This window comes from Pedobacter sandarakinus, from assembly GCF_026240095.1.
Taxonomy (GTDB): domain Bacteria; phylum Bacteroidota; class Bacteroidia; order Sphingobacteriales; family Sphingobacteriaceae; genus Pedobacter; species Pedobacter sandarakinus.
In genome coordinates this window covers 443,873-458,771 of the sequence record NZ_JAPIVG010000003.1, presented here as the reverse complement: position 1 = coordinate 458,771, position 14,899 = coordinate 443,873, and the positions used below count along the sequence as shown (strand labels likewise).

13 protein-coding genes and 2 tRNA genes are annotated in these 14,899 nt (G+C 38.5%); 2 read left to right on the top strand and 13 right to left on the bottom strand.

Annotation, left to right across the window (positions count from 1 at the left end; genetic code table 11):
- Positions 1–26: 26 nt before the first annotated feature.
- The 3 genes from OQ268_RS10600 to OQ268_RS10590 are packed head-to-tail and all read right to left on the bottom strand — an operon-like array spanning position 27 to position 4,190.
- Positions 27–932: an SdiA-regulated domain-containing protein gene (locus OQ268_RS10600; RefSeq protein ID WP_265856099.1), complete on the bottom strand. Its 906-nt coding sequence runs from the start codon at positions 930–932 to the stop codon at positions 27–29.
- A complete protein-coding gene (ppk1, locus tag OQ268_RS10595; protein ID WP_265856098.1) occupies positions 922–2,982 on the bottom strand; it encodes a polyphosphate kinase 1 in 2,061 nt (686 codons plus the stop codon). Before ppk1 ends, OQ268_RS10600 begins: the two co-directional genes overlap by 11 nt.
- Positions 2,982–4,190, bottom strand: a complete 1,209-nt coding sequence (locus OQ268_RS10590; RefSeq protein ID WP_265856097.1) for a Pycsar system effector family protein — start codon at positions 4,188–4,190, stop codon at positions 2,982–2,984. The genes ppk1 and OQ268_RS10590 overlap by 1 nt, the downstream gene beginning before the upstream one ends.
- Before the next feature lie 348 nt (positions 4,191–4,538).
- On the opposite strand from OQ268_RS10590, the gene OQ268_RS10585 reads away from it, so the two are divergent.
- Positions 4,539–4,612: transfer RNA gene (locus tag OQ268_RS10585), tRNA-Ile, on the top strand.
- A 121-nt stretch (positions 4,613–4,733) separates the two neighbouring features.
- Here the strand turns inward: OQ268_RS10585 and OQ268_RS10580 are convergent.
- The 9 genes from OQ268_RS10580 to OQ268_RS10540 form a co-directional block, all read right to left on the bottom strand.
- Positions 4,734–5,786 carry a nuclease-related domain-containing protein gene (locus OQ268_RS10580; protein WP_265856096.1) on the bottom strand — a complete coding sequence of 351 codons (1,053 nt, stop codon included), beginning with the start codon at positions 5,784–5,786 and terminating at the stop codon, positions 4,734–4,736.
- Positions 5,787–5,989: 203 nt separating this feature from the next.
- Complete coding sequence (locus tag OQ268_RS10575; protein WP_265856095.1) at positions 5,990–6,961, bottom strand: hypothetical protein; 972 nt, start codon at positions 6,959–6,961, stop codon at positions 5,990–5,992.
- 183 nt (positions 6,962–7,144) lie between these two features.
- Positions 7,145–7,777 (bottom strand): hypothetical protein, encoded by a 633-nt coding sequence (locus tag OQ268_RS10570; RefSeq protein WP_265856094.1) that lies wholly within the window; start codon positions 7,775–7,777, stop codon positions 7,145–7,147.
- Positions 7,778–7,927: 150 nt separating this feature from the next.
- Entirely contained in the window at positions 7,928–8,128 is a 201-nt protein-coding gene (locus OQ268_RS10565) for a hypothetical protein (RefSeq protein ID WP_265856093.1), read from the bottom strand.
- 206 nt (positions 8,129–8,334) lie between these two features.
- Positions 8,335–9,039, bottom strand: coding sequence for an SOS response-associated peptidase (locus OQ268_RS10560; RefSeq protein ID WP_265856092.1), 705 nt, complete (start codon positions 9,037–9,039; stop codon positions 8,335–8,337).
- Between the two features lie 149 nt (positions 9,040–9,188).
- Positions 9,189–10,433 carry a Y-family DNA polymerase gene (locus OQ268_RS10555; protein WP_265856091.1) on the bottom strand — a complete coding sequence of 415 codons (1,245 nt, stop codon included), beginning with the start codon at positions 10,431–10,433 and terminating at the stop codon, positions 9,189–9,191.
- Positions 10,411–10,857, bottom strand: coding sequence for a S24 family peptidase (locus tag OQ268_RS10550; protein WP_265856090.1), 447 nt, complete (start codon positions 10,855–10,857; stop codon positions 10,411–10,413). Before OQ268_RS10550 ends, OQ268_RS10555 begins: the two co-directional genes overlap by 23 nt.
- A gap of 445 nt (positions 10,858–11,302) precedes the next feature.
- Positions 11,303–11,491 (bottom strand): hypothetical protein, encoded by a 189-nt coding sequence (locus OQ268_RS10545; protein WP_265856089.1) that lies wholly within the window; start codon positions 11,489–11,491, stop codon positions 11,303–11,305.
- Between the two features lie 233 nt (positions 11,492–11,724).
- A tRNA-Lys gene (locus OQ268_RS10540) sits at positions 11,725–11,800 on the bottom strand.
- 551 nt (positions 11,801–12,351) lie between these two features.
- Between OQ268_RS10540 and OQ268_RS10535 the strand changes: the two genes are divergently transcribed.
- Positions 12,352–13,620 (top strand): Hsp70 family protein, encoded by a 1,269-nt coding sequence (locus tag OQ268_RS10535; RefSeq protein ID WP_265856088.1) that lies wholly within the window; start codon positions 12,352–12,354, stop codon positions 13,618–13,620.
- Positions 13,621–14,034: 414 nt separating this feature from the next.
- On the opposite strand, the gene OQ268_RS10530 is transcribed toward OQ268_RS10535, so the two are convergent.
- A complete protein-coding gene (locus OQ268_RS10530) occupies positions 14,035–14,811 on the bottom strand; it encodes a helix-turn-helix domain-containing protein (RefSeq protein ID WP_265856087.1) in 777 nt (258 codons plus the stop codon).
- Positions 14,812–14,899: the final 88 nt, after the last annotated feature.

Below are 14,899 nucleotides of genomic sequence, written 5' to 3'. Positions count from 1 at the left end.
TGAATTGTTATTACGTAAACTTTCAATTATTTCTTTAAACTAAATTTAAGCACATTGCCAGCAGCCAGGGTTCCACCTTCATTAGAGATGTATAAATTACCGGCCTTATCAAAAGCAATTCCTTCTGGCTGGTTAAAGTTATCGCCTTTAAGTGGTGCAGTGGCTTTAATTTTAAAATCTGCATCTGTAACTACCAATAATTTATTTATAGATGAGATGATATACCACTCACCCGTTAAAGGATTTTTTGTTAATGCCGAAGGACGAAATTTCATTTTCGATTCGCCAGCAAGTTTGCCAATTTCTTTGAAAGAAAGTGTTGTTGTTGCACCGGGTGTAAATTTACCACCGTCAAATTTAAAGGCATAAATTGTATTTCCGTCGGCTTTGCCCTTTTTAACTTCCTTATCTAAAATGTAAACCATTCCTGCTTCCTCATCGGTTGCCAAGCCTTCATATTCTGCCTTTGGAACCAAATCTTTTGTTTTAACTACGTTGCTTGCTTCAGGCTGATCAATGCCTTTCATTGGGAAAGTATGCAGTTCACCATTGCTTTTCAACACGATAAAATGATCATCGATGATTGCCAAATCCTCGTAATCTCCGCTACCACCAAATTTGGTAAACTTCGAAGACTTATCCCCCAATGCCAGGTTAAATAAATCGCCATCTTCATCCTGGATAGCGTAAATTGTTTTAGAATCGCCCTTGTAGAAAGTAATTCCAGAAATTTCAAACAAATTTTGCGGCATGTTAAATTTTTCTGGTCTCGATAAATCGTAAGGGATACTAGTTTCTGAATTTGCACTTTGCTCGGTCTGCTCTGCAGCTGCAGGATCATTTCCGTGCTTTTCGTTTACACATGAGCTACCTACAAAGGCACTTACTAAAAATCCTAATATAGCGGCAGATTTTGTTTTTTTAGTCATCATTGATTGAATTATGCTTATTTTTTAAATAATTATAGATGCCGAGCTGTGAAGCCAACGGCGTTTTGGTTACGCTTACCGGAACATTGTTCATGTGCGCATCTATAGTAACAGCCTGGGCGCTGTCGTGTTTTTGAATATTAATGATCTCTAAAATTTCTTCTTTAATTTCCTCGCTGTAAATTGGAAAACAAACCTCTATTCTCCGGTAAATATTCCGGTTCATCCAGTCTGCAGAACCTAAATAAAGCTCGGTTTGGCCCAGGTTATGGAAAACAAAAATTCTGCCATGCTCCAGGTAACGGTCAACAATTCTGGTAATGGTTATATTTTCGCTTTGGCCCTTTAATCCCGGTACTAATCGGCAAATGCTTCTTACAATTAAATCGATTTTTACACCTGCGGTGGATGCCTCGTAAAGTTTATCAATTAAAACTTTCTCTTCGAGGTTATTCATTTTGATGGTAATAGATGCAGGTTTTCCCGCTCTGGCAGAAGCAATTTCCCGATCAATTAGCGATAAGAATCTCTCCTGCAAATTAAACTGTGCTACCAAAAGCACTTTAAAATCGATAAATGTATCGGCTGTTGGTTTAATGCGCTTAGACAAAAACATAAACAATAACTCTACTTCGCGGAGCATCTCCTTATTGGCCGTCATTAAAATATGATCGGTATAAAATGCTGCCGTACTTTCGTTAAAATTCCCTGTAGCAAAAAGGCCCACATAACGCATCCTACCATCTACCAATCTTTTTACCAAAGCCACTTTGGCATGGACTTTTAAGGCGGTAACGCTGTAAATAATGTCTACGCCAACGGCTTTCATTTTCTTTGCCCATTTGATGTTGTTGGCCTCATCAAAACGGGCTTTAAGCTCTACCAAAACCTTAACCTTCTTGCCGTTTTTTGCAGCGCTAATTAAAGCATTTACAATCTTCGAATCGCTGGCCACCCGATAGAGCGTTACGTAAATTTCTTTTACAGTTTCATCAACCGCAGCCTCATTGAAGAAGCGGAGCACACTATCGTAACTTTGGTAAGGCGTGTGCACCATAATGTCTTTCTTTTCTATGGCAGCGGTTAGCGTGCCATCTATAACATTGGTGTTGCAAAGTTTAGGCCAGGCGGCATTTGAAAGTGGTGCAGATTTTACCGGAAAGGACATCAGGTCTTTAAGGTTGTGGTATTGTCCGCCTTCGATATTATTGGCTTTTTTAAGGTTAAATGTCTTGCGGACTAATTTAAGCACATGCTTTGGGATCCCCGGTGCATACAAAAACCGCGTGGCGAAGCCTAAATCGCGTTTTGATAGCTGTTTCTCCAGCTGGTCTGACAAGCTTCCAGAGTATTCGTCTTTTAAATCAATTTCCGCATCACGGGTAATTTTGAAACTAAAGCATCCGGTTACTTTATCGCCTGGAAAAATACGATCTAAATGGTAACGGATAATATCATCTAAAAACACCACAACGGTTTCATCATTGGTTACCACCTGGTAAAATCGGGGCAATTCGGTTGATGGAATGTTTAACACCACAACCTGTTCTGCTTCATTTCGCTTTAAGGTAATTAAGAAATAGAGCTCGTTATTCGATGGAAAAAAATCGGTATTGTCATCAATATATACCGGCTGTAAAAAGGCCAAGACCTGACTTAGAAAATAGGAAGTGACATCTTGCTGAACGGATGTAGGGTAAGAGTGGCCATATACCAGGTTTATCCCATTAGATGAAAGTGATGGGATAATGGAATTTTTTAGCGCTGTACCATAACGCTGTTGCTGCTCGGAAATAAGGCTATTGGCGCTAAGCAATAAATGTTCATCTATCTTAATATCATTATCTTCCCGGTTACTTAGTTTTTCCAAAGCCAATAAGACCGGCATTCTCACGCGATAAAATTCATCCAGATTGGAAGAAAAGATCGATAGAAATTTAATGCGCTCCAGTACGGGTACCGATGTACGCTCGGCTTCCATCAAAATGCGCTCATTAAATTTAAGCCAGCTTAAATCTCTGTTAAAAAAGGAAGTGGAACCCATATTCGCCATTACAATTTACCATAGGCAGCGTACGCAATTACAAAGGCAAAAACGGCAGCAATTAATCCCCACATAAAAATATTGTAGGCCAAACGAATGAGCTTGTATTTACGGCCAAGCACCACGCCTTGTGAATATACGTCTTTAATGAGCGTACCATATAAAAAATCCTTATCATTCATCACCTTTATCATCCCCTCGGTATAGCTGGGCAAACTCATCTTATAGAAATTGCCAAAAAACAATAAGTTTACCTTTTTATCTGCCAGGTCTTGCTGGGAAAATTCTCCTTCCGGGATGGATGGACGAGTAGACAAAATGGACACAACCACGCAGGTTAAACTAACAATAAGTAAAATAAATGTGGGGATGATGAGGTTCCCATGATCTTCTAGCCTGCGCAGGAGCAAACTTACAATTAACGAAAGCATGATGGAATTAACTGTAATGAGGATATGCGCTTTATTATCGGCCATATCACTCAATCTTTGGTTGTTGGTCGATGTAATCCGGAACATGGTTTCGATGCCTTTATCTGGCCGATCGCCTTTGCCCTTCTTTTTATCCTGGATCACGGGAATAACAGGAGTCGTTTCTGCCAGTTCAGTTTCGATCTCTTCCTGCGCCGTAAGCTTGCTTTTTAGCTTCTTGATGTTTTCCAGCTTTTGATCTTGGAGCAACAAAACTGCATAATCAGTATGGTAATGGTGTACCTCCATAAACTGGATGTCGTTCTTTCGCCATTCTGTTTTGCTGATGTCTTTCTTGTGTAGCAATGCCACCTCTTTGTGCATCAACTTACCTTTTTTGCGGAAGTCTGGCAATCCAAGGTGGAATAAATCGGCATCACAAAGAATTTTCTCGATCTGCGTTTTTGGCGCTTGCGGAATTTTAGTCGACAGGATTGCCGCCTTAACATTTTTGATTACGTGGGCATCTACCTGTTTTCCGCTTAGGAATCGATCAGCCAGTTCAGCACCTTTTTTTTCGTGGTGCGCTACATCTTCAAAATATCCGGTATCATGGAAATAGGCCGCAGCGGTTACCGCAAAATAATCTTCCTCATTTAACTGATAATGATTGGCGATTTGTTGGGCGGCTTCTACAACCTCTTTGGTATGTGCTAAATTATGGTAAACCAATCGCGGATCTTGGTGGGTATGGAAGTAATCGCTAACATGCTTTTCTACTTCTTCCTGCAATTGTTTATAGTTCATGGGTGTGCGTTAGTTTGTAAGTTGATATCCTGATGGTGGAAATTCATTTTCTATAAATATTAAAATCACAAAATTGTTTGCGATAATCGCAGATAAAAATACGCTTAATTTGATAAAAAGCGATTTGCGACCGCTAACAATAATTTTAGCCGCAGCTAATTTTACTTCGCTGGTATATATCCGTTCATGCTGTTGCCAAAATAAGAGAATAAAACCACTGAAATGAGGAGCAATAATTGACTGAAAATGAGTTTTATAAAAAAATATTGAAAATTTTAAAAGAAACTTTTTCGATAATTGAATGCAAATTTGTAACATTGCACTCGCAAAAAAGCACAGCTTTTTTCGGGGCCTATAGCTCAGTTGGTTAGAGTAGAAGACTCATAATCTTTTGGTCGCTGGTTCGAGCCCAGCTGGGCCCACAAACCCTTCAGTTCTACTGAAGGGTTTTTTTGTAACCAAAAACTGCACTTTAGGCTATCTGATGGCTAATTTCAATGATTGTAGCGACTGCTAAGCATGTGAATTTAAGTAAATCTTAGATCAAGTCGCTAACAAGAAATCGGCAATTTGTTTGGTTTCACCTGGCGAAAATATTGGCTTGAAGTAGTTGACATAGCTAAGTAACTCTTTTAAAGTTAGAACCTTTACATACTGAAATTCTTCTTTCGGTTTTGTGTTTATTAAAACAATTAGGTTTTTAATAGGGAGTTTTTTTGTACCCCAATGATGGTTGTCTAAATTAAGATTAAAGTTGCTGAGTTCATTGTTAAGCATTTTAAACAAGATGTAACTACTTCTTCTGATTTGCTCAACCGGCGAACGCAAATCTAAATTCTGCAATGATTTCTCACTCCAGTTTTTTGTTTCAATTAGAAATATGCCTGAAGGTGCGACAAGTAAATGGTCGACTTGGATAGATTTTATGTAATGCTGATCTCGTTTATTGTAAATTGCTGGTTCGAAAGAAAGCTTAAAATCATTTATTAAATAGTAATCATCAGAAAGGGCCTCCAATGTTTTTACAACTTTCTGCTCCCCTATTGCGCCATAAATATAATTGCTTGATTCCTCAATAACTGATTTCTTTCTATCAACTTCAGACAATGCAGTTTGTGCACTCTCTAAAACAGCCTTACTAAACTGTGCAATTATATAGTTGAACCGATTTCTTTTAATTTGTTGTATCTCCAATAAATGCCTGATCGATTTTATTACTTCTTCGTTAAAATTTTTTTCTTTGTTTCGGAGTCTTCTATTATTGTTCCAATTTATGATTTTTCTTCTAAGGCCGATAATCCTGCTTGTCCATTTATTGCTAATCGATTCTTCTAACTGTTGCTTAAGGTCATCAATCTCCATCATCAATCTTTCCTTTGCCTGTTTTGTTTCTATTTTAATCGTTGTACCTAACCGATTTAAATCTACATCCAGCGAATTTTTCTCATCCTCAATAAGCTGCTCATGGGTTGCAATTAATTGGTTTCTAATGGTTAAATAGGAAGTTTTGAAGGTCAGCACTTCTTTCAGAGAGTTGAAGTCATGAATATTATTCTCCTTCAAATGAATTTTCAAGGTCGAAAGCGAACCAATCATGTTATACGTTTTGCACATGCTATGAGGAGGAATAATTTAGGGAACTAGCTTTTGGTAATTCGTATTATTAAAATACAAAGCAATGATCGGATTTTTAGCGCAATGGTTAAATAGAATTACTACAGGTGAACGTTGTATAAATCTTTTATAAAAGCGCTTCAGCCTTAATGTTGTTAAATTCTCGTCTTAGGGAAAAGTTCTTCTCATTGTTCGTTTGCCGGAATATGTTTTTCTTTGCAATAACTTTCAACTTCTGTGTCGTTTGCAAAGTAGCCGTCACAAAATTCGTCTAGTTCTTTTTCTGCTCCGGATACATATTTTTCACTTGCAGTCATTAGTTTTTCAGTCTGTTCGATGAATTTTTCAAACTCCTTATTCATCTTACAAAGTTTGTCAATAGTCTTAAAATCTAAATCTCTATAAACTGCTGGAAATAGTACTTTGCTTTGATAAGGATTTGCGTTTAGTTCGATAATTCCAATTCCGAAAGATTGATTAAGCCTTGCCATTTCTTCATTTAAACTATCGCTAAACTCAAATGCAACTAAATACCCGTAATTAGCCCAACTTGAATTTGAAACCGCTTGAAAAAATGCTTTTTTGAGTTCACTGTCGCTGTTGATCTCTCTTTTCAGTTCGTAAGAACTCAATTTAAAAGTATCAACACGATTTATTGATTTTAAAAAGTTTTGGCTTGCTTTTGTCTGTAGATGCAAGAACTTAATTCCAACCATATCTGGGTGTGTCCAAATTTGATTACTGTCTTTGCCATTTGATTGTTCGTGAAAAATAGTTTTTGAGTAAGTATCGGTATTTTTTAAGTAACTACTCAACAATTTATGTAAATCACGCTCCTCGTAAATTTTAGATTTACTTACCTTTAATGGCTTTATAGCCAAGATTTCGTTGTCTCCACTTAAAATGTCGACGCCAATGTTCTGCTCGTTTTTTGTTAGGTAATAAGAATAGCTCCCTCCATCCTGTTTTATCCTTTTTACTCTTGTGTCTCCATTGCGAATAAAGTCGCCAAGTAAAGCCGAAATTGTTGAGTCAGGCGTTTTTGCTGGTCCAAAATCATAGTAATTGTTTTTAATTATATGATGATGTATCTCCAAATAATTTGTCAAATTGTTAATCTCATCTAGGCTTCTTAAAATAGCTTCTTTTATTGTCATTTCTAGTTCATTTTGTTATCGTGTATTAGGTATGCTACTATTGTAATATAGCTTCTAATGCTTGGAGCAGTGGCATAAATCAAAGCGCAAAAATTCGTATCAATTGCTAAAATTTAGTTGAAATTAAAGTTGAGTTACCCACATTTACCCAAAGAGTGCGATAACATGTCAGCTGCAGTTAATTTATTGTGTTATAATTTTCATTTCAAGCACGATGTAGTGTCGCACTTTATATTTCTCCCACCATTGTTCAGGAGGCACACCGTTTGCCGTCAAAGCGCAATAAAATAGATAGCCTGGTTGCTTAGGGTCTTCGTATGGCAAGGAATAAACAAACAACGGAATTATTTTATCTGTAGGGATTTTCTTGAACTTTTCGTTTGTTACTAATCCGTCCCTCAAGCTATATTGATCACTTTTTGCTCGCCTATATTTTCTTGATAAACTCATTCCTAAAAATCTATAATTGAAAAGAACACTGTCGCCTAAAGGCTTAGTGATAAGAGACAAAGTTGAGCTCGTATCATTTTCCTTAAGTTTGAAATTTTCTTTTGCGTATTCTGCGGTCAATAACGTGTCGCATTTTGTTACTTTTCCATTCCAATATTCTTTTGTAACTAAATGCAGATAACGACTTTTAGAGGAGTTCTTAAATTGAACTTTGTAATAATCTATATTTTCTAACTCCATTAGAAGTTGTACGTCACTTATTTTAGAACCATAATTTGCTTTGGCTTCAATACTGTCAATTGTCTGTGCTTTACTTATTATGAATATTGCTGTCATAATAATTGTCAAGGTAAGTCTTAGTTTCATCTGTGATTGTTTTCGAATGTGTGTTTAGTTCCAGCTAAGGTTTGCCGCTTTGCGAAGGACGGAATTCGAAATACAAAGGTTGAGGCTGGGCACTGAGCATTCACTTTGCCCAAACGCCTGCTATGCCCTCGCCCTTCATTTTCGGTCGGTTTATAAATTCGAATCATTACCTATATATTGATTTAGTAAGTCACCTCTTTCCAAATCTTGATTTAAAGCATTTAATAACCCAATTGCTTCATTGTAAGTTTCAACTATAAAAGGTCTTCTGATTCGGTTGGATAAGGCTAATGCAAACTGGTTGAGAAGTTCAAAAATACGAGGGTTTGTTAATAATCCAGAAATGAGCATATCTAATAATTTAGCAACCTAAGATATTAATTATACTCGAAAATGAGCATCTAAAATATAAGTATTTCCCTGATTAACTGTAAATACTTTTTCGAGTACCAATAATTTAATCGTGAGTTAATGAACATAAATCCAGCTCGTTTCACCATGCATAGCTCAAAACCGCCTGGCAACTAAGCCCTGGCGTGGCACATCCCGCGGAGCGGTTACAAATCATCATCTGTATTTAAAGGAAGTAATAAATCGGAGTCGTTATTTGGTTTCTTCAATGTAGATACCGCGTTAACTCTTTTGCTTACCATTTCTCTTTTCATTAGGCCTTCTGGAAAGGTGTCTAGCACCAACATTTTTGAGGCAATGGGTAATATTTTACTAAGCCAAATTGCTTCTTCCTGTTTAGTTAAAATAACTGGCATGCGTTTCTTAGCATGAATTTCGCCCACCAGAGTATTCGCTTCTGTAGTGAGGATGCCATAGGTGCGGAATTTCTCATTCGTTTCCGGGTCAACCCACTGCGACCATAATCCGGCAAAGCAAAACAGCTTTCTGTCTTTCACGGTAAAACGATAAGGCTGTTTCTCCCCTTTGCCAAATTCTTTCCATTCGTAAAAGCTATCGGCCAGTACCAGGCAGGTTTTATGGTTAACCAACAAAGGTCGCCACAACTTACTTTCCATTGCAGTTTCGCTTTTAATGTTCCAGGTGTCGCGGGTAAGTTTTAAACTTTCGGCAAAATAAGGCACAATACCAAAAGCCATTTGCTGGATAATATCAGGTTCATCTGCAGTGATGACCAATCCTTTCTGTGTAATAGCCAGGTTGTAGTTTGGTGTCCACTCTCCTTGTATTTGATGTGGATGGTTTTTTAAAATTTCCTTTTCCTCGGCGGTAAGTGTATATCTGGCGCACATGATAGCTGTTTAAAGCACATAACAAGTAGCGCCTCGTAATGGTTTTTTACTTCTTCGCCGATCTTGGTTTTGGTTCTTCGTTAATCTGGTTCAGCCTGCTGGCTTCCTTAAGCAAATATCGTTTAATTAAATCGAGTAATTCTTTCATCTTATTTTACTTTGATAATATCGTTCCAATTGGTGGTATAATGCGGCTTTAGAAAGCCCCGTTTCATGGTCCATTTCTGGTTGTGGCCCTCTCCTGCCATGCGTAAAGTGCCGGCTCCGTAATGGGTATTCAACTGATCTAGTACTTGAGAAACCTTATTGTATTTTGCGCCTTTAAATGCTGCAAACATATTTAGCTGCACTTCACTTTCAGGAATTAATCCTGTGGCGTTTACTTCAACCTTCTGGTACATGTAGCCCCGCAAAAAGATTTTTTTCAGTCCCCATAGCGCCGCCTGAATCATTTCAGTGGTATTGTTGATGGGGTGCGCAAGTGGTATGGTGATAGACGGATAGGCTTGTAATTCCTGATCTATAAATTTGTTCGTAAGTAACCTGACCGACAACACGGTAGTACATAATTGTTCCCTGCGCAACTTCCCGGCTAAACGGGCGGCATAATTCGCCGTGGCTTCTTTCAGCTGACTGTAGTCGCCGGTTAATTTGCCGAACGCCCTGCTGGTGCACATGCCTTTCTTTGGGTCGAGCATGGTTTTTAGGGGAATGCAACTTTCGCCCCAGAGTTCTCGCCACAGCCGCACGCCTACCACCGTCATGTGGGTTTGCACCCAATCTACCGGTAATGCCCTAAATTGTGCTGCCGTTTCTATGCCTCCTCTAATTAATTTATGTGCGAATTGCTTGCCAACGCCCCATAAATCTTCTACCGGGTAATCTGCCAGGGCGCTCTCAATTTCATCTTCAGTTTGCAATACCATTACACCATGGTGTTTCTTTGAAGTTTTGTTGGCAACTTTAGCCAGCACTTTGGTAGGTGCTACCCCTACACTAATGGGGATTCCGGTATTATTGATCACTGTATTTCTGATTTCATTCGCGTAAACGTTCAGGTTATCGAACCCGTTTAATCCGAGAAAACATTCATCAATACTATAAACTTCAACATTTGGCGTAAACCGGGCAAGGTTAGTCATTACCCGGGCGCTGATGTCGCCATATAAAGTATAATGACTGCTAAACACGGCAATGTTGTATTGCTCAATTTCGGCCCTGATTTTGAAAAATGGCGCACCCATAGCAATGCCGCAGGCTTTCGCCTCATTACTTCGGGCAATTACGCAGCCATCGTTATTGCTTAACACCACCACCGGAACGCCATTGCATTGCGGTTGAAACAAGCGGTGGCAGCTGACATAAAAATTATTACAATCTGCCAGTGCGAACATGATTTTGCTTGGCGTGAGGTAAACAAGTCCAGGTTACGGCACCAAATACCGTTATGGTTTTGCCTGTAATGTTCATACAGGCATCCATGCCATCATTAACACACAAATAGGTATTTGCGCCATTAATTAGGAGTTTACGGGTGAGCCATTCATCATCAATACAACAAACGATTAACATGCCCGAAGTTACTTTAACCGATTTATCAACGATGAGAATGCTTCCTTTCATGATACCAAAATATCGCATCTGGTCGTCATCAGCTTCAAAGTAAAAGGTATTGGTGGGATCGCTCACTATCCGCTCTGCAATATGTAATCTCCGCTGTTTATAGTCTTCTGCAGGAGAGATGAAGCCCGATACGCGACCGGGGTTTTCAAGGGTATCGAGCAAATTGTTAGTTGGTATCTCTAGTTCTCTAATCATAACATGGAATGCTTTGTTGATCAAAATTACTAAAAATATTAGCAAAACAATGTATTGTTGATAGTTAACTTACAACCAAAGCTAACCTACTGTTAAACATGAAATTAGCTATAATGAATTTTGTTTATAACTTATATGGGAATAGATATGATAGGAAAAAATTGTTTCTATGGCGATATACGATTGTTATAATTTAAACCAACCGATATTTCCCAGCTTATGTAACTGGCTATGCTAACAGATACAGATTACAGCCTATTGCAGACTTGCAAAAGCGCAAGCAGAAGATTGCCAGCTGAACCTGGCTATCTCACGTTTTCTAGATTGTGTGTGCTTTAGTAGCAGATGATAAAACAATTTATAAAAACAAAAGAGGTTGAATCCTTTTAAGATCACAACCTCTTCTGGGTTAAGTGTAGTGGTTTAAGTAAAGCTTTTCGGCAGACTAGCCGTTACCCGATGCGTTGCCAGCTAAATCGCCGCCCACATCTTCTTCATCATCCGTTTCGCCGGTGAGCCCACGCTGTACATCGTTATCTTCTAAATCTTCCTGCTCATTTGGGCTTTTCCTCGTCTGCCCACTTTCTTCTTCGTCGTTGTGATCCTTTGGATCGGTTGAATCTGTATGTATCATAGTCTTTGTTTTTTATTGATAACCTCGAGATGCGATTAATGGTTTTAAAAAAAAGGATTAACATTTTGGGGATGATAAATAAAGTATCGGGGAAGGAAAGCAAAGTCTTGCTGTGGTTGCTGCCGGGCTTGGCTCAGACCGCAACCCCGAACATAACCTTGAGCCTTTTACAAATTGAACCCGGGATCGAATTCTGGTTACGAAAAAAAGCCTCCAACTTTCGTTAGAGGCTCTGGTGATCCCGCTGGGATTCGAACCCAGGACCACTACATTAAAAGTGTAATGCTCTACCAGCTGAGCTACGGAATCGTTATTGACGGTGCGAAGATAGAATTTAAACACTTATTTTCAAATAATTCATCCATTACAGAAAATAGTATTTACAAACATTTGACGATCTCACGCTAAGACATAAGTATGGTACGAAGTGCTTTCATGTGCGATTCACGCCTGGGTAAAATCAATAAAAAAGGCCCTTCAATTAAGAAAGGCCTAATGTTTTAATCTAAATCGTCCCGTTGATTTAATTCTAACAATGTAAATATATACATTAAACATCCAAATAAATTAAAATTTCTAAAAAAAGGGTAATTCCACCCCCTTTATCTGTATTATTAAATATACAAATCGAATATAAATTTATTGTTCGAGTTCTAGAAATCTACGTAATTTGTGTGATTTAAAGCAAGCAGAGCAATAAAAATTCAAAAATACTTAGGCCAGGCAAGGCAAAATATTTATGTTTGCATTAAACGCTTAAAACTATACGTTTGCTTCCCTCCCGTTGCACAGCGGTAGTTCTGTTCAATCAATTTTTTCCGCTTAATATAACGTAACCCTAACACTTAAGTAAATTAATCATGCCCCAGTTTCTGTACGGAATAGATTTTGGAACAACCAACTCTGCACTTTCCATTTACGACGAACAAAAGAAAGAAATCATCGAGACCATTTCCATCCCGTCGTTGATTTATTTCACCGAGGCAAAATCTTTCGATAATGGTAGAAGCTATGTTATTGGCGATAAGGCTATTGATGCCTACATTAACGATGGCATGAATGGTCGCTTTATTAAATCGGTGAAACAAATTCTATCCCGCTCAACATTTACAGAAACAAGGATCCACAATCAGCGCTACAATGCATCAGACCTGGTTGCCTTGATCTTAAAAGGGCTAAAAGAGCAAGCCGATATGCTGATTGGTGAAAATTGCACCAAGGCTGTTATTGGCAGACCGGTTTTTTTCGATGATGATAACACCTCCAAAGATACATTAGCGCAAAGCAGATTAAAGAAAGCGGCAGAAATGGCTGGCTTCACAGATATTCGCTTCCAGTTCGAACCAATTGGCGCCGCCTTTGCTTATGAAAAAACCATCACCAAAAAAGAAAGAGTGTTGGTGGCAGATTTAGGTGGCGGTACTACCGACTTCACGTACCTAATCCTGGATCCGACTAAGGTGGGCAGCAAAGATAGGAAGAACGATATGATTGCATCTGGTGGCATTTATATTGGCGGAGATAGTTTGGATTCGGCTTTCATGTGGGAAGTAGGCACGCCTTATTTTGGTAAAAACACCACCTACGAAGCTACACCAGGAAAAGTACTCCATGTGCCTAAATCGCTTTTTGCCAATATTTGTACCTGGGATAAAATGAATTTCTTTAACGGCCTGAAAATCAAAAAAGAAATGGAAGATTATTACTACTATTCGAAATTCGATCCGCAATTTAAAAACCTGATTACCTTGGTAGACAATAATTTAGGTTATTCAGTTTTCAGGTCGATCGAAAAAACCAAGATTCTCCTATCAGCCGAAAAAGAGACACATTTTACCTATAGCCAAATGGGGATTAAGATCGCGGAAACTGTCGATATTCACCGGTATAACCAGATCATCGATAGGGATATTCAAAAAATTGAAAGTTATTTAGCACAGTTTATGACCGCCAATAATATCCGTTTTGATGATGTCGATTGCTTATTCTTAACTGGCGGTACGTCTATGGTTGCTTCGGTACAGCAGCTTTTTAAGAATAAATTTCCACATATCCCCCTTAATTCTGGCGACAATTTTAAGAGCGTAGCCAAAGGCCTGGCTTACAGTGGGTATCTCTTCGAGGATTAAGCGCTTTAAATATTCTCGTCCTCTAAATCAGTAGAAAGTTAACTCAAGATCACACACCGAAACCTTATTAGCGACGAGCTTATAACATTTCGATGAACCGTTTCCAAGGTATAATTTGGGCAATACAGATCAGGAAACAGGTATAATTGGCTTGGCGCAAAGTTGATCGTTAAGTAATTTAATTGACATTTATCACTTTATTTTTGTCGATTATCTGCCCAATTGTGTTAATTGCAAACAAGTTTTTATAATTTAGCAACTTGAAATTGATGCGGCTGAAATGTAGATAACCGTTAGCAAAACCTTACGCGTTAGGCGCAATTGCAAGCAATGCTCGAGGTCGGGAAAACCTTTTATCGAGAAGAGAATAATATCGATGATGTATTTTCTTTAACAACCGCATCAATTTTCAATTTATCCGAGGTTGCTAAACTGAAGGACAGATATGCCCTTATATCGTCTGAAAGTACTGTTAAAGCTGGTTGTTTGTTCAAAACCTAACATGTTCGAAATTTCTTCAACCGTGTAATCGCTGTTAAGCAGCAGTTCTTCTGCTTCCCGCATAATTCTGTCTTTTACCAGCACCGTTAGGCTTTTCCCCAACACCCGGTCTAGAAATGAATTTAACCGACGTGGACTCATGCCCATACCTTCTGCATAAAATTGTATGGAACGCTCTTTTCTGAAATAATGTTCTAAAATGGCTTTAAAACGCAGCACATTCTGGAGTTCATCAAGCGTAAGCGCAGCAAGGTAACCATCAAAATTAGATGTGAAGCCTAAAAACAATGAGAGGTACTGAGCAAGAAACTGGGCATCTTTCTCAGCTTCGATTTCCTTCTTAAGTTGCGCAATTAAACTATAGGTCTTTTTAAGCTTTTGCCCTTCTAAATCTCTGTATGATAACTTAAGGAAAAGGTTTTTCGCCTGAGGATCCAAGTGTTGCATCAAAAATTCCGCATATAAAAAGCTGCTGAATGTTAACCAATAGCCAGACTCAATTTCTCCCTCAATCCTTACTAATCCCTCCTCGGGAATAAAAAAAATGCGACCCTCTTTTAGTGGATAGTCGCCAGAATTCATGCATAAAAAACCGTCTGCTTTGGTAATGACTAAAATACGCATTGCATGTTTGGCTCGCAATGCTCTTTCTCTTTTAAAGGTTCCCTTAATAACTTCGAGTTCTATCATTTTGGTAACTGGGCTTCTGCAACATATTGCTAATTGTTAGATGCTTCGCTGGCTGCAAGGTTACAATATTAGCAAAACGATTTAGGTT